Source organism: Streptomyces erythrochromogenes (assembly GCF_040684695.1).
In the GTDB taxonomy this organism is placed as follows: domain Bacteria; phylum Actinomycetota; class Actinomycetes; order Streptomycetales; family Streptomycetaceae; genus Streptomyces; species Streptomyces erythrochromogenes_C.
On sequence record NZ_JBFBGM010000004.1, the window covers coordinates 287327 to 309308 of the forward strand.

14 protein-coding genes are annotated in these 21982 nt (G+C 74.1%); 6 read left to right on the top strand and 8 right to left on the bottom strand.

Translation table 11 applies throughout. The annotated features are described in order from the left end of the window. Positions 1-5 precede the first annotated feature (5 nt). The 5 genes from AB0O53_RS10295 (at position 6) to fxsT (ending at position 9997) form a co-directional block, all read left to right on the top strand. Positions 6-3359: an SAV_2336 N-terminal domain-related protein gene (locus tag AB0O53_RS10295; RefSeq protein ID WP_365194452.1), complete on the top strand. Its 3354-nt coding sequence runs from the start codon at positions 6-8 to the stop codon at positions 3357-3359. Positions 3360-3460: 101 nt separating this feature from the next. Further along, entirely contained in the window at positions 3461-3658 is a 198-nt protein-coding gene (gene fxsA, locus AB0O53_RS10300) for an FxSxx-COOH cyclophane-containing RiPP peptide (protein WP_350987938.1), read from the top strand. A gap of 561 nt (positions 3659-4219) precedes the next feature. After that, positions 4220-5647 carry an FxsB family cyclophane-forming radical SAM/SPASM peptide maturase gene (locus AB0O53_RS10305; protein WP_365194455.1) on the top strand — a complete coding sequence of 476 codons (1428 nt, stop codon included), beginning with the start codon at positions 4220-4222 and terminating at the stop codon, positions 5645-5647. Further along, positions 5644-6900, top strand: coding sequence for an HEXXH motif domain-containing protein (locus AB0O53_RS10310; protein ID WP_350987936.1), 1257 nt, complete (start codon positions 5644-5646; stop codon positions 6898-6900). Before AB0O53_RS10305 ends, AB0O53_RS10310 begins: the two co-directional genes overlap by 4 nt. Before the next feature lie 64 nt (positions 6901-6964). Continuing rightward, a complete protein-coding gene (gene fxsT / locus AB0O53_RS10315) occupies positions 6965-9997 on the top strand; it encodes an FxSxx-COOH system tetratricopeptide repeat protein (RefSeq protein ID WP_365194458.1) in 3033 nt (1010 codons plus the stop codon). Between the two features lie 27 nt (positions 9998-10024). On the opposite strand, the gene AB0O53_RS10320 is transcribed toward fxsT, so the two are convergent. The 8 genes from AB0O53_RS10320 to AB0O53_RS10355 form a co-directional block, all read right to left on the bottom strand. Further along, positions 10025-10924, bottom strand: coding sequence for a hypothetical protein (locus AB0O53_RS10320; RefSeq protein ID WP_365194461.1), 900 nt, complete (start codon positions 10922-10924; stop codon positions 10025-10027). Continuing rightward, positions 10924-11877, bottom strand: a complete 954-nt coding sequence (locus AB0O53_RS10325) for a hypothetical protein (RefSeq protein ID WP_365194464.1) — start codon at positions 11875-11877, stop codon at positions 10924-10926. The genes AB0O53_RS10320 and AB0O53_RS10325 overlap by 1 nt, the downstream gene beginning before the upstream one ends. Further along, complete coding sequence (locus AB0O53_RS10330) at positions 11874-12602, bottom strand: ABC transporter ATP-binding protein (RefSeq protein WP_365194467.1); 729 nt, start codon at positions 12600-12602, stop codon at positions 11874-11876. Before AB0O53_RS10330 ends, AB0O53_RS10325 begins: the two co-directional genes overlap by 4 nt. A 9-nt stretch (positions 12603-12611) precedes the next feature. Further along, complete coding sequence (locus AB0O53_RS10335) at positions 12612-12998, bottom strand: hypothetical protein (RefSeq protein ID WP_365194470.1); 387 nt, start codon at positions 12996-12998, stop codon at positions 12612-12614. Between the two features lie 398 nt (positions 12999-13396). Continuing rightward, a complete protein-coding gene (locus AB0O53_RS10340) occupies positions 13397-17269 on the bottom strand; it encodes a multifunctional oxoglutarate decarboxylase/oxoglutarate dehydrogenase thiamine pyrophosphate-binding subunit/dihydrolipoyllysine-residue succinyltransferase subunit (RefSeq protein WP_365194472.1) in 3873 nt (1290 codons plus the stop codon). A 271-nt stretch (positions 17270-17540) separates the two neighbouring features. Next, positions 17541-18632: a HAMP domain-containing sensor histidine kinase gene (locus tag AB0O53_RS10345; RefSeq protein WP_381896020.1), complete on the bottom strand. Its 1092-nt coding sequence runs from the start codon at positions 18630-18632 to the stop codon at positions 17541-17543. Further along, positions 18629-19369 carry a response regulator transcription factor gene (locus AB0O53_RS10350; protein WP_030028984.1) on the bottom strand — a complete coding sequence of 247 codons (741 nt, stop codon included), beginning with the start codon at positions 19367-19369 and terminating at the stop codon, positions 18629-18631. The genes AB0O53_RS10345 and AB0O53_RS10350 overlap by 4 nt, the downstream gene beginning before the upstream one ends. A 448-nt stretch (positions 19370-19817) precedes the next feature. Beyond that, positions 19818-20138 (bottom strand): hypothetical protein, encoded by a 321-nt coding sequence (locus AB0O53_RS10355; RefSeq protein WP_365194474.1) that lies wholly within the window; start codon positions 20136-20138, stop codon positions 19818-19820. A 282-nt stretch (positions 20139-20420) separates the two neighbouring features. Here AB0O53_RS10355 and AB0O53_RS10360 point away from each other — a divergent pair, with 282 nt between their 5' ends. Beyond that, the gene (locus tag AB0O53_RS10360; RefSeq protein WP_350987928.1) at positions 20421-21809 is read left to right on the top strand and encodes a hypothetical protein; all 1389 of its coding nucleotides are present in this window, start codon (positions 20421-20423) and stop codon (positions 21807-21809) included. Positions 21810-21982: the final 173 nt, after the last annotated feature.

Below are 21982 nucleotides of genomic sequence, written 5' to 3' on the forward strand. Positions count from 1 at the left end.
CGGCCGTGTCCGAACCCGCCGAACCACCCGTCCCCCCGTGCGCCGTCCCGCCCTGCGCCGCCGCGCCGCCGCCCGCCGCGCCGTCGCCCACCGCGTCCGGCGTCCGTGAACTGGCCGCCCTGCTGCGGGCCGCGGGGCTCGACCCGTCCGTCGAGGAACTCGCCGACGCCCTCTGGCTCGCCGGACACATCCGCGGCCCCGGACCCGCCCTGCCCGGCGCCCGGGACCCCGCCCGGGAAACGGACCCCGAGGATCCGGCCGCGGAGCCCGTGGACCCCGTACGCGCGGACGCGGACACCGAGGACCCGGTGCGGCTCTACGCCCCCGGGGCGCACCCCGCCGCGGAGGCCGGGGACGGGACGCCCGAGGAGTCGCCCGAGGAGTACGGAGTACCCGTACGCGTGCCCGGGGCCGCCGCCCTGCCCCGCATCCTCGACGTCCAGCGGGCCCTGCGCGCCCTCCAGCGGCACCGCCCGCCCGCCCCGCCCACCCGCCTGGTGATCGACGAGGGCGCCACCGCCGACGCCAGCGCGCGCGCCCTCGGACTGCTCATCCCCGTGCTGCGGCCGGAGAGCCGGCGCGAGGCGACCGTACGCCTCGTCATGGACGCCTCGCCCTCGATGGCCGTCTGGCAGGACATGTTCGAGGAACTGCGCACCGTCTGCGAGCGGCTGGGAGCCTTCCGGGACGTCCAGGTGCACTACCTGCACCGCCGCCCCGACGGTACGGCGGCGCTCGGCCGCGGCCCCGCCCCCGGCTCCGCACTGCGCTCCGGGGACCAGCTGCGCGACCCGACCGGCCGCGCCCTGACCATGGTCGTCTCCGACTGCGCCGGCCCCCTGTGGCGCGAGGGCGCGGCGCAGCGGCTCCTCCACCGCTGGGCCGCATGCGCCCCGTGCATGGTGGTCCAGCCCCTGCCCCAGCGGCTGTGGGGGCGCAGCTGGCTGCCGACCGAGCGCGGCACCCTCGCCCGGCTGGAGGGAGCCGGGCAGAAGCTGCGGTTCCGCCCGGACCGGCCGGCGCCGCCCGGACGGCCCACCGGCGGGATCGCCGTGCCCGTACTGCCGCCGAGCCCGACCGCCCTCGGGGCCTGGGCCCGGCTCGTCGCCGGCCTCGGCACCGGGCCCGTCGCCGCCGAGGTGGGCCGCGTACGGGCCGACCACCCCGCCGCGCCCGTCCCGCCGCCGCCCGCCGTCCGCCCGCCGCGCGAACTCGTGGCCCGGTTCCGCTCCTCGGCCGCGCCCCGCGCCGTACAGCTGGCCGTGTACCTGTCGGCGGCCCCGCTGACCCTGCCCGTCATGCGGCTGGTGCAGCGCACGATGCTGCCCGACTCCGAACCGTCGGACCTGGCGGAAGTCCTGCTCAGCGGGCTGCTGAGGCGCAGCGGACCGGGCCCGGGGCACTGGTACGCGTTCGTCCCCGGGGTGCAGGACGTCCTGCTGGGGCCGCTGGGACGGGACGAGGCCGCGCTGGTCCTCAAGCACTGCTCGGAGTACGTACGGGCGCACTTCGGGGCCGGCGTACGCAACTTCCCCGCACTCGCGGTCGCCCAGCTGACCGGGGTGGCGCCGGCGGTGACGGCCGCCGGGCCCGAGGACGGGGACCGGCCCCCCGAGGGGCGGCTCCCGCAGGCCTTCGCACAGGTTTCGGCCAAAGTCGTACGGCGCTACCTGCCCGGCATGCCGCAGGACGGGCGGCCGGTACGGGAACCCCCGGCGGTCCCCCCGATCGCCCGGGCCGGGGCGGTGCGCGCCGCCCGGGACCGGCTCGCGGACGCGGACGCCGACGGCGACGCGGGCGCACGGGCCCTGCACGAGGCCGTGGCCGTCCTGCGGCGGGCGGCCGCGGCCCCGGCCGGGCCCGCGGACCCGCCGGAGGAGGCCGAGACGGAACTGGCGTCGGCGCTGCTGCGGCTGTGGGCGGCCGAACGCGACCCGGAGGTCCTCGCCGAGGCGGAGCGGTCCGTGACCGGGCTGCGGACCGCCGCGGCGTGGGCGGTGCGAGGGCGGGTGCTGTACGAGCGGGCGCTCGCCGCCGGTCCGGACCCCGAACTGCTCGCGGCGGCGGACCGCGAGTTCGCGGCGGCGGCCGCGTCCGCCACGGCCGACCCCGAGCTGCGGCGGGACTGCGCGGTACGCCGGGCCGAGACCCTGATCCGGCTCGCCGGGCTCCGCGAGGACGCGGGCGCGCTGCGCGAGGCCCGCGCGGCCCTCGAACCCCTGGCCGGCCCCGCGCCCGGCGGGGACCCCGGCCCCCCGGACCCGCAGGCGCCCCCCGAACCGATCCCCGAGCCGTTTCCCGAGCTGCAGCTGGCCCTCGGCCGGGTGCTGCTGGCCCTCCTGCCCCGCACCCCCGACCCGGCCGAACGCACCGCCCTGGCCGAGGAGGCGGCGGCCCGCCTGACGTCGGTCCTGGCCGCGGCCCCGGCCGCCCCGCCGGCGGCCCGCGCCGGGACGGGCGCCGCGCAGGTGCGCGTGGAACTGGCCGACGCACTGCGCCACCTGCCCGCGCGGCTGGAGGACGCCGCCGGGCAGCTGGCCGCCGCCCTGGAGGAGACCGGCGGGGACCCGGAGCTGCGGGTGGCCGCCCTGCTGTGCCTGGCCCGCGTGCACCGCGAGCGGTACGCGCGCGACGCCGATCCGGCGGCACTGGAGGACGCGGCCGAGGCGTACGGCCGCGCCCGCAGGCTCGTACCCCGCGACGGCGAGGCCTTCCGGGAACTCCTGCCCGAGTGGGGCGAGGTACTCCTGGACCGGGCCCGGGGCGCCGGAGGCCGCCGGTTCACCGGGGCGGCCGTACGCGTGCTGCGCGAGAGCCGGGCGGCGGTCCCGCAGTCCGATCCCGGAGCCGCGCACCGGCTGATGCGGCTTGCCACCGGGCTGCGGCTGCGGCACGCCTACGAGCGGGACGCGGTCGACCTGCGCGAGGCGGAGTACCTGCTGGAACTGGCCGTCCGCAACGGCCGCGGCCCGCTGGAACGGGCCCGCGCCTGGCGGGACCACGGCGACGTGCAGCAGGAGATCCACGGCCACACGCGGGCCGCGGACCGCCTCGACCGGGCGGCCGAGTCCTACCGGCTGGCCTGGCGGGCCGCCCTGGAGGCCGACCGCGAGGGCCGCGACGACCACGAGGGCCGCGAGGAGCACGACGGCCGGGCGGGCCGCGAGGACACCGCGCTGCGTCTGGCCGCGCGCGTGCAGGAGTCCCGCGGGGCCGTACTGGAACGGCTCGCCCGGCCCAGGGCCGCCCTGGAGGAGTACCGCTCGGCGCTCCAGCTCTGGAAGCGGATCGGCACCGACCCCGACGGGCGCTCCGACGGCCTCCGCGCGCGGGTGCGGGCCCTGGAGGCGGGGCAGTGAGGCCCGCGCCACGGGGCCGGCACGCTGTTTCCACCGCCCCGGCCCGGGGGAAAAGGCAGGGAACCGTCCGGAATGCGACGCGACATGGGGAGCGGCGGCACATGGTGACGAAACGTCAGGACGTGGCGCCGGCCACCGCCCCGGGATGCCCGGGGCGACTGCCGGACCTCTCCGGGCTCGACCTGGCCGCCCTGCGCGGAATCGACCATCCCGTACTGGCCGAGGTGATCGAAGGCCTGGTCGAACGCGTGACCCACCCGGCCGAGATCCTCAACGCGTTCGACTCCAGCGCCGCCTAGCCCCCGATGGGGTTGCGGGTTCGCTTCGGCCGGGCCGGGCGGTCCTGCTCGGCCGGTGTTCCCGGGGCTCGGCCCCGGACCACGCGCCTCAATCGCCGGCGAGGCTGAATGGGGCCGGGTTTTCGCGGGGCGGGATGGCGCTGGTGGGGCGGTGCCCCGGCCGAGTGTCTCCTCGGCTCGGCGCGGGCGGGTATGTCGCGGCTGTCGGGCGGTGGTTGCACGCTCGTCCTGCGGGGACACTCCGCCGTGTCCCCACCCCAGGCCACTGCTCCGGCGCTCGCGGAACCGGGCTCGCGCTGCTGGAGCGGGGACGGTGAGGGGTGTCCCCGCAGGACGAGGCGCGACCACCGGGTACGGCCGAGAAGTGGCCGCGCGCGCCGAGCCGAGGAGATACCCCTCGGCGGCACCGCGACCCACCCGCACGGGCCACCGGTACTACCGGAGGGGCGCGCGGGGCACCCGGGTTGACCACTTTCCGCCGTTAGCCGGGACCGGCGGAAGGGCAGGGATGGACAGTCCGCCGGGGCGCCCCCGGCGGCGGGGCGGGGAGGGAGCGCGGCGATGCGGCGAGCGATCACGAGCGCCTCCGCGCTGCCCGCGCCCGCCACCCCCGGCCCGGATCCCGCCCGGCCCACCGCCGAAGGCCCCGCGCCAGCGACCCGGCGCAACGGCGAAGGCCCCGCGCCAGCGACCCGGCATACCGGCGAAGGCACCGCGCCAGCGGCCCGGCATGCGCGCAGCGCCCCCTGGCCCTATACCCGCCTCGACGTCGCCGCCGCGCGAGCCGCAGGGCATCCGCCCCATCCCATCCGGCAGTTCGTCCTCAAGACCCGCAGCCGCTGCAACCTCGCCTGCACCTACTGCTACGTCTACGAGATGGCCGACCAGGGCTGGCGCGACCAGCCCGTCGCCATGGCCCCCGCCACCACCGCCCGCGCCGCCCAGCGGATCGCCGAGCACGCCGCCGCCCACGACCTGCCCCGCGTCGACCTCGTCCTGCACGGCGGCGAACCCCTCCTCACCGCCCCCGCCGCACTGGCCGCGCCCGTGGAGGCCGTACGCGCCGCCCTCGCCGCCACCTCCCCCCGCACCCGGATCACCGCCACCGTCCAGACCAACGGCACCCTGATCACCCGCGGCCGCCTCACCGCCCTGGCCGCCTCCGGGATCCGGGTCGGCGTCAGCCTCGACGGGGGACTGCCCGCGCACAACACCCGCCGCGTCGACCGCGCCGGACACCCCGGCTTCGGAGCCGCCGCCCGCGGTCTGCGCCTCCTCGCACGCCACCCCGACAGCTACGCCGGCGTGCTCTGCGTCATCGACCTCGACCAGGACCCGGTGGAGACCTACGAGTCCCTGCTCGCCTTCGCCCCGCCCACCGTCGCCCTGCTGCTCCCGCTCGCCAACTGGAGCGCCCCGCCGCCCCCCGGCCCCGGCCCTGGCTCCGGCCGCCGCCCCGGCGGGACCCCGTACGCCGACTGGCTCCTCGCCGTCTTCGAGCGCTGGTGGCACGACGGCGAACGACGCACCCGCATCCGCCTCTTCGAGGAGATCATCGCCCTGCTGCTCGGCCTGCCCGCCACCACCGAAACCCTCGGGCTCGCGCCCGCCGCCACCGCCGTCATCGAGACCGACGGCTCCATCGAACAGGCCGATTCGCTGAAATCCGCGTACGAGGGGGCCGCAGCCACCGGCATGGCCCTCGACACCCACAGCTTCGACCAGCTCCTCGACCACCCCGGCTTCGCCGCCCGCCAGCTCGGACGGGACGCGCTCGCCGCCGGATGCCGTGCCTGCGAACTCGTCGAGGTGTGCGGCGGCGGCCACTACCCGCACCGCTACCGCGCCGGCGAGGGCTTCCGGCAGCCGTCCGTCTACTGCGCCGACCTGCAGGTCCTCATCCGGCACATCGCCACCGCCGTACAGCACGCCGCCACCGCCGGCCGGCGCCGCGCCACCGCCGTCCACCCCCCGGCGGCCGCCTCGTGACCGCCGCCCTCACCGCCTTCAGCGTGCCCTCCCGCACCCTGCGCGCCCTCGCCTCCACCGAGCCCTCCCCGGACGGCACCCGCCTGGTCCGCGACGTGCGCCGCTCCAAGCGCCTGGTCCTGCTCCGCGCCGTCCTCGACGCCGCACCCTGCGGCAGCTCCGGCCGGACCGCCGACCACTGGGCCCTGCTGGAGGAGGCCGAGCGCCACGACCCGGCCGCCGTACGCGACGTACTGCACTACCCCGCCACCGGCGTCTGGGCCGAGGAGACCCTGCGCCGGCTGCACGCCCCCTTCGGCCCGCCGCCCGACCTCGCCCACCTCGGCGCCCTCGCCGCGGCCGCCGCCCTGCGCGCCGGGATCCCCTTCACCCACACCCTGCGGCCCGTGCACGGCCGCCTCGTCCTGCCCACGCTCGGCCTGCTGCGCCCGGACCGCCCCGGCCCGCTCGCCCTCACCGAACGCTCCTGGGACCCCGAAGACCCCGCCACCCTGCCCCTGCACGCACTCCCCGGAGGCCGCACCGCCCTCGACGACCTCGACCCCTACCGGGCCTCCGGACCCGCACAGCCCGCCCCCCTGCGCCCCGCCCGCCGCCTCACCCCCAAGGGCCACAAACGGTGGGACACCCAGTGGTCCGGCGCGCTCACCCTCCTCCAGCGCTACGACACCGTCCGCGCGGAGGAGGCCGAGCAGCTGCTGCGCTCCCTCGTACCGCTGGCCGGCGGCTCCCGTTCCAGCGGCGCCACCCTCCCCGCGGCCGCCGGCTGCGTACTCGCCCGCGCGCAGGCCCCGCCCGCCCTCGCAGCGACCCTCGTCCACGAGGTCCAGCACGGCAAACTGACCGCCCTCGCCGACGTCCTCACCCTGCACACCGCCGACGCCGTGCCCCGCCACTGGGCCCCCTGGCGCAGCGACCCCCGCCCGCTGGAGGGACTCCTGCACGGCACCTACGCCCACCTGGCCCTGGCCGGGTACTGGCAGCGCGCCGCCCTCTACGGCGCCCGCGGAGCCTGGGCCCAGCACGCCCGGATCCGCGCCCAGGTCGCCGCCGTCCTGCCCGCCCTGCACGCGCACGACCGACTGACCACCGCGGGACGGGAGTTCACCGACGCGATGGCCGCCGCCGAACGGGCCATGGACGAGCTCCCGCCCCCAGGGGACCAGCACGCCGCGGCTCGCCGCGCCGTCGACCGCGAGCGGCGGGCCTGGTGCGAGGCACACCCCCAACTCGCCCCGTTCGCACAGGTCTGACGGACCGTCCGCTGCGGTACCTTTTCAGTCCCGTCCACTGCCCGCAGCCCAGGGAGACGGCCGCATGACCACCGGTAGCCGGCAGGACCGCGAATCGGCGCAACAGCCCCAGCAGCCACCCCAGCCCCAGCGGCCGCAGCGCTTCGTCATCAGCTTCGCGGGCTTCAACCGCCCCTGGGCCGTGTGGATCGCCCACCGCCTGGAAGAACACGGCCACCGCGTCGCGCTCCAGCGCTGGGACCCGCAGAGCAGCCCCGGCCTCACCCAGGCCCTCGACGACCTCGCCCGCTCCGGCAGCCGCGTCCTCCTCGTCCTCAGCGAACGCTACTTCTCCGCCGGCACCCACACCGACGACGAGTGGAACACCGCCCTGCGCGCCGTCACCGACGACCACCCCGACCGGTTCGCCGCCGTCTGCCTCACCGACGCCCCCCTGCCCAGCGCCGTCGCCGTACTGGAGAAGACCGACCTGTGGGGCCTCGACGCCTACGAGGCCGAGTACCGGGTCCTGCGCCGCCTCGAACTGCCCACCGACCGCGTCGGCACCGAAACCGGCCGCCGCGGCCCCCGCTTCCCCAACGACCCGCCCGAGATCTGGGGCCGCGTCCCCCGCCGCAACCCCCGTTTCACCGGCCGCAACGACGTCATCGGCACCCTGCGCCAGGCCCTCGCCGAAGCCCCGCCCGGCGCGTCCACCGTCACCCTCCTCGGCCTCTCCGGCGTCGGCAAGACACAGGTCGCCACCGAGTACGCCTACCGCTTCGCCTCCGAGTACGACGTCGTCTGGTGGGTCCCCGCGGAGGACCGCCCCACCCTCCGCGAACGCCTCGCCGACCTCGCCCCCGCCCTCGGCCTCCCGCGCGGCGCCGGCAGCTACGGCGAGCAGATCCGGGCCGTCCTCGAAGCACTGCGCCGCGGCACCCCGTACAGCCGCTGGCTGATGGTCTTCGACGGCTGCGACAACCCCGACGACCTCATCGACCTGCTGCCCTCCGGCGGCGCCGGCGACGTCATCATCACCTCCCGCAACCGCGAATGGGCCGCCCGCCACACCAGCCTCGTCGAGGTCCCGCTCTACGCCCGCCCCGAGTCGATCACCTTCATCCGCCGCCGCGCCCTGCGCCTGACCGCCGACGAGGCCGACCAGCTCGCCGAGGCCCTGGAGGACTACCCGCTCGCCCTCGACCAGACCGCCGGCTGGCTCGCCGACTCACCCCTGCCCGTCGGCGACTACCTCGCCCTGCTCCAGCGCCGCATGGACTCCCGCGAGGCCGTCGCCGTCTCCGAGGACTACCCGCTGCCCTTCCCCACGGCCCTCGCCATACTCCTCAACAACGTCCGGGAGAACTTTCCCGACGCCCTCGCCCTGCTCCGGCTGTTCGTGTTCTTCGCCCCCGGCCCCGTACCGCTGCGCCTCCTGCGCGAATTCCCCGCCGACGACGTGCCCGAACAGCTCGCCGGCCTCATCAACGACCAGATCCGCTGGAACGGCGCCCTCAACAAGCTCGTCCAGTTCTCCGTCGTACGGCTGGAGTACTCCGACCTCCCCGTCGAGGAGGGCGGCGGCGGGCTGGAGACCGTACAACTGCACCGCATGGTCCACGGCATCGTCCGCGAGGACCTCTCCGAGGACGAGGCCGAACCCCTCGCCCGGGCCGTCCGCCAGGTCCTCGCCGCGGCCGACCCCGGCCGCCCCTCCGACTCCCGGCTCTGGCCCCGCTACGCCGAACTCGTCCCCCACCTCACCCCCTCCGGGGTCATCACCAGCAGCAACCCGCGGATCCAGAACTTCCTGCTGCACTGCCTGCGCTACCTGATCCTCGCCGGCGAATACCGCACCTGCCTGCGGCTCTGCGAGGAGACCGACCAGATCTGGCGCGCCCGGCTCGGCGACGACCACCCCAAGGTCCGCGAGCTCAGCTACCAGTACGGCAACTCCCTGCGCAACCTCGGCCTGTTCCGCCGCGCCGAGATCCTCACCAGGGCCGTCGCCGATCGGCTCACCGGCGAACGCGGCGACCAGGACCTGGAGAGCCTGCGCGCCACCAGCGCCTACGGCGGCGTCCTGCTGTGCATCGCCAAGTTCGAGCCCGCCCGCGAGATCTTCGAGCACTGCCTGGCCACCTACCGCGAACTGCTCGGCGAGGACGACTCCATCACCCTCGACGCCCAGAACAACCTCGCCGCCACCTACCGCCTCCTCGGCCGCTACCAGGACGCCTACGACCTCGACCTGGACACCCTGCGCCGCCGCGAACGCGTCCTGATGCCCCTGCACATCTCCACCCTCGCCTCCGGCATCGCCTGTGCCATGGGCCTGCGGCTCATGGGCCGCTACCGCGAGGCCCAGACCCGGCAGGAACAGGGCGTCAAACTCAACACCCAGGTCCTCGGCCTCGGCCACCCCCAGACCCTGCGCGCCGAACACAACCTGGGCCTCTGCCTGCGCCGCTCCGGCGACATCCCCGGCGCCGGCCTGCGCCTGCGCACCGTCTGGGAGCGGGCCACGCGCGTCTTCGGCATCGACTACCCGTGGACGCTGATGGTCGCCTCCGACTACGCCACCTACCTCAGGGAGTACGGCGACATCGGCGAGGCCCGCCGCATCTCCGAGGACGTCGTCCGCGGCTACCAGTCGCAGCTCGGCCTCGCCCACCCGTACAGCATCGGCACCGTCGGCAACCTCGGCCTCGTCCTGCGCGCCCAGGGCGAACGCGCCGAGGGCCTCTCCCTCGCGGAACAGGCCCTCGTCGGCATGCGCGGCGCACTCGGCAGCCGGCACCCCTGGACCCTGGGCTGCGCCCTCAACGCCACCGGACACCGCAACATCACCGGCCGGCTGGAGGACGCCCTCGACCTCAGCCGGGAAACCCTGCGCACGGCCGAACGCGTCCTGGGCCCCGACCACCCGATGACGCTGAGCGCCCAGATCGCCCTGGCCGCCGACCTGCGGTCCGTACGCGAGGACACGGAGGCGGGCAAGCACGAGGAGGCCGGCATCAAGGGCCTGACCCGCACCCTGGGCGCCCAACACGTCCACACGGTCTCGGCCAAACAGCGCTCGCGCCCGTACTGGGACTTCGAGCCGCAGCCCTGACCCGGTCCCGCCGACGTCCGCGGTGCGTCAGTCGACGGGACGCAGCGCCCGCTCGGAACGCAGGGCCGCCCACGCCGCGACGGCGGCCAGCACGGCCACCCCGGCGAGGGCGAGACCGCCGGCCAGGGGCGACGGGTCGGGCGGTACCTGGTTCCAGACGTACAGCTCGTACTGCGCCTCGGGGGGCAGGTTCAACAGGTCGGCGATCCAGCGGTGCGGCAGGAACGGCGCCACCGGGAGCATCACGAGCGGCGCGGTCACGAGCAGGGGGCCCGCTCCGAGCGCGAGCGTCCCGATGACACTGCGCAGCAGGGCGGCCCCGAGTCCGGCCAGGCTGATGAAGAGGAGCTGGACGAGGAGGGCGCCGGCGATCGCGCCCACGGCCTGGCCCCAGGTCGCGGACTCGGCGGGCAGGGGAGGCACGGTCTCGACCGTGCCGCCGCCGAACCCCGGCGGGATCGTGCGCGGCCGTACGGGCGACAGCCGGGCCAGCGCCGACGTGGACAGCCACAGCAGCACGCCCGTGACGACCTGACCGGCGAGCGACAGGGCGAGCGCCGCGCCGATCCTGCGCGCCCACAGCACCCCGACCCGGTTCTCGAACAGGCGCAGGGCGCCCCAGGTCCCGCCTTCCAGGCTCTGGCCGAGACCGGTCGCGATGACGACCGCCGTGAGGAGGAGCCCCAGCAGGGTCCCGGACTGCCAGGCCGCCGCCCGCAGTGCGGCCGGGAGCGAGGTGAGAGCCGACACCGAGGGGTCGAGCACCCCGTACGAGGCGCCCGCCATCCAGAGCCGGACGACGAGACCCAGGCTCACCGCCGTGGCCACCGCGGTGGCTCCCCAGACGGGGGCGGTCCACAGGGCGCGCAGCTCACCGGCCCAGGCGGCCCCTTCCGCGCGCGTGGGCCGACGTCGGGTACCGGCCATCAGGCGCGGTCCCGGGTCCGGTTCAGGCGGCCGAGCCCGAGCCACAACAGGCCGATGAAAGCCAGGGTCGGCAGGACGCGCAGCAGGACGGGGGCCGTGGAGGGATCGGTGGAGATCCAGAAGTGGTCCCACACCCCGTCCACCGCGCCGAAGCCGACGAGGTCGGCCAGGGCGCCGCCGGGAAGCCAGGCGCCCAGCCCCGGAGCGGCGGAGGTGCGGACCACGAGCACGAGCAGCAGCATTCCCGCGAGGAAGGTGCGCAGCGGCTGGCGGAGCAGTGCGGCCAGGGCGACCGCGACGGCTGCCGCCCCGGCCAGGACGGCGGCGCCTGCCAGAACGCCCAGAGCGGTGTCGGCGAGGACGGACCCGAGCGCCCCGGCGGAGGGCAGCGGATGGGCGCCACGGCCGTAGAACATGCCGAACGCGGCCGTCACGGCGGCGGACGCGCACAGCAGTGTCAGGCTCCACACCCAGATCGCGACGGCCTTTGCGGCGAGCAGCCGGCCGAGGCGGGATTCGTAGAGGAGGAGCGGCACGATGGAGCCCCGGCTCCACTCCCCGGCGACGGAGAAGGCCGCCACCATGACGAGGAGCGCGAGACCGGGCACGGACGTCAGCAGGCGCACGGTCCACAGGAGCGAACCCACCGGGTGCTGAGCCTGCGCGGCACGGACTCCCTCGGCGGTGAACCGGTCCTGGATCCGCTCCAGCCCGACGGCCTGCAGCGGCACTTCGGCGAGGCACTTGGCCTTCTGCTCGGGGCCGTTGCGCGGGGATTCGCACGACTTCGGAAGGAAGTCGAGGTTGGCCTGCACCTGCTTGATGTTGTACGAGGCCATGCTCTGGCTCACCCAGGCGCAGTACAGGGAGCCGAAGACGAACAGGGCGGCGAGGGTGAGGGCGAGCGGGTGGCGCAGCAGTCGCCGGGTCTCGGCCCGGACGAGGCGGTTCACGGACGCGCCCCGTTCCCGACGAGCCCGAAGAACCAGTCCTCGAAGGCGGCCGGACCGCTTTCCGGGTCGTAGCCGAGCGCGTCGAGGGTGCCGGCGGCGACGACGCGGCCCTGGGCGAGCATGATCACGCGATGGCAGATGCGCTGGATCTCGTCGAGCTGGTGGCTGGAGACGAGTACCGCTGCCCCGCGCTCGGCCTCTTCCGCGACGATCCGCCGCACCATGCGCAGACCCTCGGGGTCGAGCCCGTTGGTGGGCTCGTCGAGGATCAGCAGGTCGGGCTGCTTGAGCAGCGCCGCGGCGATGGCGAGCCGCTGCCGCATGCCCTGCGAGTACGTCCCGAGGCGCCGGTCGGCGGCGCCGGTCAGCCCGACGCGGTTGAGCGTACGGGCGATCCGCCCGCCGTCGGGAAGGCCGGCGGTGTCGAGCAGGGTGCGCAGCATGGCGCGCCCGGTGGACCAGCGGTGGAACGCGGGGGCGTCGAGTGCGGCCCCGAGCCGGTCGAGCTGCCGCGGCCGCATGGGCAGGGACTCCCCGAACAGCCGCACCTCACCGGAGTCCGGGGTGGACAGCCCGGTGATCACCCGCATCAGGGTGGTCTTGCCCGCACCGTTGAACCCGAGGAGGCCGACGATCTCGCCGGCCTCCAGGCTGAGATGGACCCCTTCCAGCACGGAGTGCTTCCGGAAGCTCTTGGTCACTTCGTGACAGGAAAGGACGCTCATCGTCTGAGATTACTTCCAGTTGTAGACGACGCGGCCCGACGAGTGGACGAAGTGCGGCGCGTTGGCGATCTGCATGTAGTAGCTGCCGGCCGGGGCGTTGTTGAATTCCTTCCAGTACGTGCCGTTGTCGCAGGACCAGTCACGCCAGGCGACCCACTGGTCGGGCTGCCAGGACTTGTCGATCTTGAAGTCGTAGCCGACCCGGCCCTGGGCGCCGTTGCTCGTGGCGCACTGGTCCTGCGTGGCCGACTGGCTGTTGCCCGGGGCGGACCAGCGACCGGTCTCGGCGCCGACGCCCTCGTCGGTGAAGGAGAAGTTCTTCACCTGGGTGTACGCGGCGGACGCGCTCGGCGCGAGCGCGCCGACGAGCCCGACGGCGAGCGCGGCCGTGGCCATGGTCGACTTCATACGAGTGCGCAAGGGGTTCCCTCCCGTTTGCCCCACCAGAGCGGTGGAGTACGTGAACTGACGCGTCGTCATCGACGCTCAGCCGAAGATGATCTTCACATTGACTGCAACTTCGGTCAAATTGAGGAAGGTTTGCGCCAATCATCGACAAGGGTGTTTATTCTTCCGGTGAGTTGCCTTCGGGTGGAGGGGCGATCCGGGGCGGCCCATGACCGGCCCACGGGGCCTGCGGACGCCGTCAGGCAGGAGCGCGTAGCGATGCGGGGCGCTCCGGGCTCCGCCCGCGCATCGCTGATTTTCCCGATGGTCTCTCGTCGCCCGGACAGCCGGAAGGCCCGGCCCCCCGAGGGGGCCGGGCCTTCCGGATGCTGCTGTGGCCGCGAGGGTTACGCCTCGAAGACCTCGTTGATCAGCTGCTGCTGCTCCGCCTGGTGGCGCTTCGCGGAGCCCACCGCCGGGGACGAGCCGTGCGGGCGCGAGATGCGCCGCAGGCGCTCGCCCGCCGGGACGTCCGCGCCGACCGCCAGGTCGAGGTGGTCGATCAGGTTCAGCGCGATGAACGGCCACGCACCCTGGTTCGCCGGCTCCTCCTGCGCCCAGATGTACTTCGCCGCGTTCGGGAACTTGGCGATCTCGGCCTGGAGCTCGGCACCCGGGAGCGGGTACAGGCGCTCGATGCGGATGATCGCGGTGTCCGTGATGCCGCGCTTCTCGCGCTCGGCCTCCAGGTCGTAGTAGACCTTGCCGGCGCAGAAGACGACCTTGCGGACCGCGTTCGCGTCCACCGTGCTGTCGCCGATGACCGGACGGAACGAACCGGTCGTGAACTCCTCCGCCTTCGACGCCGCCGCCTTCAGACGCAGCATCGACTTCGGGGTGAAGACGATGAGCGGCTTGTGGTGCGGGTTGTGGACCTGCCAGCGCAGCAGGTGGAAGTAGTTCGACGGCAGGGTGGGCATGGCCACCGTCATGTTGTCCTGCGCGCACATCTGCAGGAAGCGCTCGGGACGCGCGGACGAGTGGTCCGGGCCCTGGCCCTCGTAGCCGTGCGGGAGGAGCAGGGTGACGCCGGAGGTCTGGCCCCACTTCTGCTCGGCCGAGGAGATGAACTCGTCGACGACGGTCTGCGCGCCGTTGACGAAGTCACCGAACTGGGCCTCCCACAGGACCAGCGCGTCCGGACGGGCCAGCGAGTAGCCGTACTCGAAGCCCATGGCCGCGTACTCGGAGAGCAGCGAGTCGTAGACGTTGTAGCGGGCCTGGTCCTCGGACAGGTAGAGCAGCGGGGTGTAGTCCTCGCCGGTCTCCCGGTCGATGAGGACCGCGTGGCGCTGGCCGAAGGTGCCGCGGCGGGAGTCCTGGCCGGACAGCCGGACCGGGGTGCCCTCCATCAGCAGCGAGCCGAAGGCGAGGGTCTCGCCCATGCCCCAGTCGATGGTGCCCTCGTCGATCATCGCCGCGCGGCGCTGCAGCTGGGGCAGCAGGCGCGGGTGGACCGTGACGCCCTCGGGGATGGTGACCTGGGACTCGGCGATCCGCTTGACGACGTCCTGCGAGATCGCGGTGTCGACGGCGACCGGGAACTCCTGCGCGGTCTGCGCGGGCGTGACCGGGGCGCCGACGGCCGGGGCCGTGGCGGCCTCGCGGACCTCCGCGAAGACCTTCTCCAGCTGGCCCTGGAAGTCCTGGAGCGCCTGCTCGGCCTCTTCCAGGGTGATGTCGCCACGACCGATGAGGGACTCGGTGTAGAGCTTGCGCACCGAGCGCTTCTTGTCGATCAGGTCGTACATCAGCGGCTGGGTGAACGCCGGGTTGTCGGACTCGTTGTGGCCGCGGCGGCGGTAGCAGATGAGGTCGATGACCACGTCCTTGTTGAACGCCTGGCGGAACTCGAAGGCGAGCCGCGCGACGCGGACGACGGCCTCCGGGTCGTCGCCGTTCACGTGGAAGATCGGCGCCTCGATCATGCGGGCCACGTCGGTCGCGTACATCGAGGAACGCGAGGACTCCGGGGCGGCGGTGAAGCCGACCTGGTTGTTGATGACCACGTGCACGGTGCCGCCGGTGCGGTAGCCGCGCAGCTGCGACATGTTCAGCGTCTCGGCGACGACGCCCTGGCCGGCGAAGGCCGCGTCGCCGTGGAGGGCGAGCGGGAGGACGGTGAAGTCCGTGCCGCCCTTGTTGATGACGTCCTGCTTGGCGCGGGCGACACCCTCCAGGACCGGGTCGACCGCCTCCAGGTGGGAGGGGTTCGCGACGAGCGAGACCTTGATCTGCTCGCCGTCGAGGCCGGTGAAGGTGCCCTCGGCGCCCAGGTGGTACTTGACGTCGCCGGAGCCGTGCATGGACTTCGGGTCGAGGTTGCCCTCGAACTCGCGGAAGATCTGCGCGTAGGACTTGCCGACGATGTTCGCGAGCACGTTCAGGCGGCCGCGGTGGGCCATGCCGATGACGACCTCTTCGAGGCGGGCCTCGGCGGCCGAGTCGATGACGGCGTCGAGCAGCGGGATGACGGACTCGCCGCCCTCCAGGGAGAAGCGCTTCTGGCCGACGTACTTCGTCTGCAGGAAGGTCTCGAAGGCCTCCGCCGCGTTCAGGCGGCGCAGGATGCGCAGCTGCTCCTCGCGCTCCGGCTTGGTGTGCGGGCGCTCGATGCGGTCCTGGATCCAGCGGCGCTGCTTCGGGTCCTGGATGTGCATGAACTCGACGCCGGTGGTGCGGCAGTACGAGTCGCGCAGGACACCGAGGATGTCGCGCAGCTTCATCATGGACTTGCCGGAGAAGCCGCCGACCGCGAACTCGCGCTCCAGGTCCCACAGGGTGAGGCCGTGCTCGGTGATGTCGAGGTCGGGGTGCTTGCGCTGCTTGTACTCCAGCGGGTCGGTGTCGGCCATGACGTGGCCGCGGACCCGGTAGGAGTGGATCAGCTCGAAGACGCGGGCGGCCTTCGTGACGTCGTCGTCGTGGCTGGCGTCGATGTCGCGGTTCCAGCGGACCGGCTCGTACGGGATGCGCAGCGACTCGAAGACGGAGTCGTAGAAGTCGTTCTCGCCGAGGAGCAGGTTGGCGACGATGCGCAGGAACTCGCCGGAGGCCGCACCCTGGATGACCCGGTGGTCGTAGGTCGAGGTCAGGGTCATGACCTTGGAGATGCCCAGCTTGTTCAGGGTGTCCTGCGAGGTGCCCTGGAACTCGGCGGGGTAGTCCATGGAGCCGACGCCCATGATGACCGACTGTCCGGGCATCAGGCGGGGCACGGAGTGCACGGTGCCCAGGCCGCCGGGGTTGGTGAGGGAGCAGGTCACGCCGGTGAAGTCGTCCATCGTCAGCTTGCCGACGCGGGCGCGGCGGACGATGTCCTCGTAGGCCTGCCAGAACTCGAAGAAGTTGAGGGTCTCGGCCTTCTTGATGCCGGCGACGACGAGCTGGCGGTCGCCGTTGGGCTTCACCAGGTCGATGGCGAGGCCGAAGTTCACGTGGTCGGGCTTGACCAGGGTCGGCTTGCCGTCCTTCTCCGCGAAGGAGTGGTTCATCGACGGCATGGCCTTGATGGCCTGGACCATCGCGTAGCCGATGAGGTGCGTGAAGGAGATCTTCCCGCCCCGGGCCCGCTTCAGGTGGTTGTTGATGACGATGCGGTTGTCGAACAGCAGCTTCACCGGGACGGCGCGGACGGACGTGGCCGTCGGGACGTCGAGGGAGGCGTTCATGTTCTTGGCCACGGCTGCCGCCGGGCCGCGGAGCGTCACCAGCTCGGGGCCCGCGGGGGCCTCGGTGGCGGGCGCGGCCTTCTGCGGGGCTACGGAGGCGGGGGCGGGCGCGGCCGGTGCGGCGGCCGGGGCCTGGGAGGTGACAGTCACAGCAGGGGCACCAGAGGGGATGGCAGGAGCAGGGGCAGGAGCTGACACAGGCGGAGGAGTCGGCGTCGCGGTGTGCGCGGGCGCGGCGTCCGCCGCCCCCGTGGCGGCGTCGGCGACCTGCGGGGTCCGGGCGACGGCGGTGGCGGCCTGTGCGGAGGCGCCGTCCGTCGGCGTGGACTTATCGGGACCGGCCGACGTCACCGGAGCGGCAGCGCCCCCCGGCTTGTAGTCGGCGAAGAAGTCCCACCAGGCGCGGTCGACCGACTGCGGGTCCTGGAGGTACTGCTGATAGATCTCGTCGACGAGCCACTCATTCGCGCCGAAGCCTGAGGCAGGGTTCTTCCCGCCCTCTGCTGCTTCGGTCGTGGTGCTCGAGTTACTGGGGGACTGTGGCGACACGGCGGCAACCGCCCTCTTCCGCTTCACAAGGTATGGACAGCGGGAATAAAGGCTACGCCTCCTGGACCGCTGCATGCAGGCCGGGCGGGACTTACGTCGTGCAGGTCACATCGAACGGCGGGTTTCATGACGTGGAATGGCGGGAAACCAGCCTGGTTCGGGTAGGGGGCACCGAGGTTGCGGCCCCCATGGCTTCGCACCCCTGACGGACCCCGGGTACGTGTGGCCGAGATCATGTCCTTCCCAGTCGAACCCTACGTCAACACGCGACCTACGAGCTGCCCGGAAGCGTGACGAGGATGCGGCAGCCACGTGACGATTCGGCCACCCCGATCCGGCCGCCGTGCAGCTCCACGGCCCAGCGGGCGATCGCCAGGCCCAGTCCGGTGCCCCCGTCGCCGCCCCGGGCGCTGCCCCGGTTGAACCGCTCGAAGACCCGGTGGCGCTCGGCCTCCGGGATGCCGGGGCCCTCGTCGCGGACCTCCAGCGCCAGGTCACCGGGCGTCTCGCCGGCCCGGGCCCGGACCGTGACCCGGCCGTGCGGCGGGCTGTGCTTGACCGCGTTGTCGATCAGATTGGCCACCACCTGGTGCAGCCGCTCGGCGTCGGCGTACGCGCACAGGTCGGGCGGGAAGACGTCCAGGTGCAGGTGGACGTCGTTGCGGGTGTGCCCGCCGGAGCCGGAGAGCAGCCCCGGCCGGCCGGAGGCCGCCAGCCCCGACTCCTTCAGCACCCCGGACAGGTACGGCCACACCTCGAAGCGGCGGGCCCTCAGCGGCACCACCCCGTTGTCCACCCGGGACAGGTCCAGCAGGGTCTCCACGAGCCGGCCGAGGCGCTCGGTCTGCTTCAGCATGGTGCGCATGGTCTCGGGGTCGGCGGCGGAGACCCCGTCGACGACGTTCTCCAGCACCGCCCGCAGCGCGGCGATCGGGGTGCGCAGCTCGTGCGAGACGTTGGCGACGAGCTCCTTGCGGTGCCGGTCCACGGCCTCCAGGTCGTCCGCCATCAGGTTGATCGTGGAGGCCAGGTCGCCCAGCTCGTCGCGGCGTCCGGCGCCCCGCACGCGCCGCGTGAAGTCGCCGTGGGATATCGCACGGGCCACCGTCGTCATGTCGTCCAGCGGCGCCGTCAGGCTGTGCGCCACGAACTGGGTGATCAGCATCGAGGCGATCACCGAGAAGACGGTGATGAACCGCAGCTCGGTGTCCGTGCGCAGGGCCACCAGGAGCAGGCCGGTCGTGATGAAGACCGAGACGACCACGAGCGTGCCGAGCTTGGTCTTGATCGAGAACGGCGAGAAGGGCCGCAGCCCCCCGGTGGGCCGCTGGCGCTGGCGCGGCCCCGCCGCCCGGCCGTTCACGGCTGGGCCGGGGTCTCCAGGGCGTACCCGACGCCGTGGACCGTACGGATCCGCTCGGCGCCGATCTTCCGCCGCAGGGCCTTGATGTGGCTGTCGACCGTACGGGTCCCGGACGCGTCGGCCCAGTCCCAGACCTCCGCCAGCAGCTGCTCCCGGGAGAGCACGGCCCGCGGGGTCCCGGCCAGGCACACCAGCAGGTCGAACTCGGTCGGGGTCAGGTGGACGTCCTCGGTCTGCACCCGGACCCGGCGCTGCGCGTGGTCGATCTCCAGGTCGCCCAGGCGCAGGGTGGCGCCGCGCGGGGTGTGGGCGGCGATCGTGGCCCGCTCCACCCGCCGCAGCAGGACGTGGACGCGTGCGGCCAGCTCGCGCATGGAGAACGGCTTCGTCATGTAGTCGTCGGCGCCGACGCCCAGCCCGACCAGCATGTCGGTCTCGTCGTCCCGGGCGGTGAGCATCAGCACCGGGACCGGGCGCTGTGCCTGGACCCGGCGGCAGACCTCCAGCCCGTCGAAGCCGGGCAGCATGACGTCGAGGACCAGCAGCTCGGGCAGCCAGCTCTCGGCCGCCGCTACGGCCGCGGGACCGTCGGTCGCCGTCTGTACCTGGAAGCCCTCGGCGCGCAGCCGGGCCGCGATGGCCTCCGCGATGGTGCGGTCGTCCTCGACGACGAGCACACGCCGCTGGGCGCCGGGGGTTGCCGCGGCGCCGGTGTGGGTGGTGTGTGTCTGTTCCATGTCCGCCCCTGAAGATCCCGCTGAATGGGGTGCAGCGTAGAGGAGGCTCCGGCCTGCGGCTACGTGGGGTTCGGACACGGCATATGCGCTGGACCTGAGCAAATGGAATGGGTTGTACCGCATGTCGGACCCCCCGCGGGACCGGCACCCGGCGGGTGGGGCGGTCAGCTGCCCCACCGGCTCCGACCTCGTCGGATCCCTCTTGGAGGGGGCCTACAAGGCCAGTCCGTGACCATGGGGGAAGACGGGGTCGTGAGTGTCGTTCGGCACATCGGGACGGGACGCCGCGACCGCCGCCATCGAACGCGGGAGCTCGAAGGGGTTGATACAGACCAGGGTGGGGACGCGGTCCAGCGAGCGCTACGCCCGGGAGCTGGAACACGCCCGCCCGGGAGCGTGGACATGCCCGCCCGGCTGCGCGGGTTCCTGGACCGGCTGCTGCGGGAGCTCAGCCCCGCGTGAACGGCGGCAGCGCCTGCGCCACCTTCACCAGGGCCGGAGGCAGGGAACCCTCCTCGCCCGCGACCTCGTACCCGCCGTGCGCGAAGGCGTAGAAGAACCCGTCGTAGATCTTCGGGCCGCCCGTCGCGATCCTGGGCTGACGGGCGAAGTCCGCCTCCCGGAGCGCGGTGCGCAGGGCCGCCAGCTCCCCTTCCGACAGCTTCCCCGAGCCCTCCGGCCCCGCCTTCGCGTCCAGCCGGGACCAGGAGCCGTCGCCCTTGACGACGAGGGTGTGCGTCTCGCCCGCGAAGCCCCCGCTGCGGGTCACCCGGACCAGGGTCTCGCCGGGGGCGGGCGCCGCACTCGTGCCCGCACTCGTGTCCGCGCCCGGGCTCAGGCTGGGGCTCGCGGCGGGCCCCGTGCTCGCGGTGGGGCCCGTACTCGTACCCGGACCCGTGCTCGTACCGGTACCCGAGGTCGGGGCGTCGTCGCCACCTCCGGAACCGGACGGTCCGCACCCCGTCAGGACCACCGCACCCAGAAGTACCGCCGCCACCGCCCGTAACGCGTGCACACCCACCTCCGCAGCCACTCGGGTCCACCCCCGAGTATGGAGTCCGCACCCTCGATCCGACAGTTCCAGGAGGCCGCCATCAGACGCATCGCGCCATGGCGCCTGCTGCCGCCGCTGCTCGCCGCGGCCCTCGGCCTGTGGGGCCTGGAGCGCGGCGGCAGCATGTGGCGCGACGAGTCCGTCACCTGGCAGGTGGCGCACCGCACGCCCGGCGAGATCTGGGACCTCCTCGGCCGCGTCGACGCCGTGCACGGCCTGTACTACGCCCTCATGCACGGCGTGTTCCAGGCCTGGGACGGCGGCCTGTGGGCGCTGCGGCTGCCCTCCGTCGCCGCCACCGCCCTCGCCGCCGCGGGCGTGGCCGCCGTCGCGCACCGGCTCGCGGGGGAGCGGGCCGCACTGATCGCCGGCTGCGTGTACGCCGTGCTGCCGCCCGTCCAGATGTACGCACAGGAAGGCCGCTCGTACGCCCTGGTCGCCGCCGCCGTGGTGTGGGCGACCCACCTGATGCTCCGCGAACGGTGGATCGCCTACACCGTCGTGCTGCTCCTCGGCTGCTGGCTGCACGAGTTCGCCGCGCTGGCGCTGCTCGCCCACGCCTTCACCGCCCACCGGGCACGCGGCTGGCGGTGGAGCGCCGCGACCGTCGCCGTGCTGCTGCTGCCGCTCGCCGCGGTCGGCGTGCGCCAGGCCCACCAGCAGCTCGGCTGGCTGGGCCGGCCCAGCTGGCAGGACTGGGCCGCGTACGCCGTGGTGGGCGGGGCCTGCCTGCTGCTCGCGCGGGGCGCCCCGAAGGACCTCGTACGGGTGGCGCTGCCCCTCGCCCTGCTGCCGCCCGGACTGCTCATGGCGGTCTCCCTGATCAACCCCTGGTACGTCGACCGGTACGTGCTCTACGCGCTGGCCGGGCCCGCCCTGCTGGCCGGCGCACGGCTGGCCGCCGCCCGCGGATGGTGGCCGTGGGTGCTGGCGGGAGCCCTCCTCGTACCGTTCGGGATCTGGTCGGCCTGGCTGCGCACCCCGGAGAGCCGCAAGGACGACGTCCTCGCGGTCGCCGCCGCCGTGCGGGAGCGGGCCCGCCCGGGGGACGCGGTGGTGTTCATGCCCTCCCGCAGGCGCGAGTGGCTGCTGTCCTCGCCGGACGTCCACGCAGGCCTGCGCGACATCGCCCTCGCCACCGGCCCGGCCGCCTCGCACAGCCTGCAGGGCACCGAGCGGTCCCCGGAACGGATCCGCGCGGCCCTGCTCGCCTCGCCCCGGGTGATCGCCCTGCAGGACCCGGTGGGGCAGCCGCTGGACCCGTACCCGCGCGAGGCGGTCAAGCGGGAGGTGCTGGCCGGCCGCTTCGACCTCTGCTCGGTCACCGACGTACGGGGCGCCCGGGTCGCCGTCTACGCCCGCCCGGGCGGCTGCGCCGCCACCTGACGCGGGGCCGGTCCGCCCGGCCCGGGGAGGGCTCGGCGAACCGGCCCCGTACGGGGGCGGCGGCGGGCCCGGCAGGGGCGCGCCGGAGGATGGGGGCGATCGCGTCGTACAGCTCGCGGGCCGTGACGCCGGCCGTGACGCCGGCCGTGACGCCGCCCGTGACACTCCAGGAG

What these genes read in the sequence shown, in the direction of transcription:
- fxsA (WP_350987938.1), top strand. Translation starts at nt 3,461, where the DNA reads ATGGTGACGAAACGTCAGGACGTGGCGCCGGCCACCGCCCCGGGATGC.
- AB0O53_RS10305 (WP_365194455.1), top strand. Translation starts at nt 4,220, where the DNA reads ATGCGGCGAGCGATCACGAGCGCCTCCGCGCTGCCCGCGCCCGCCACC.
- fxsT (WP_365194458.1), top strand. Translation starts at nt 6,965, where the DNA reads ATGACCACCGGTAGCCGGCAGGACCGCGAATCGGCGCAACAGCCCCAG.
- AB0O53_RS10320 (WP_365194461.1), bottom strand. Translation starts at nt 10,924, where the DNA reads ATGGCCGGTACCCGACGTCGGCCCACGCGCGCGGAAGGGGCCGCCTGG.
- AB0O53_RS10330 (WP_365194467.1), bottom strand. Translation starts at nt 12,602, where the DNA reads ATGAGCGTCCTTTCCTGTCACGAAGTGACCAAGAGCTTCCGGAAGCAC.
- AB0O53_RS10335 (WP_365194470.1), bottom strand. Translation starts at nt 12,998, where the DNA reads ATGGCCACGGCCGCGCTCGCCGTCGGGCTCGTCGGCGCGCTCGCGCCG.
- AB0O53_RS10350 (WP_030028984.1), bottom strand. Translation starts at nt 19,369, where the DNA reads ATGGAACAGACACACACCACCCACACCGGCGCCGCGGCAACCCCCGGC.
- AB0O53_RS10360 (WP_350987928.1), top strand. Translation starts at nt 20,421, where the DNA reads ATGGAGTCCGCACCCTCGATCCGACAGTTCCAGGAGGCCGCCATCAGA.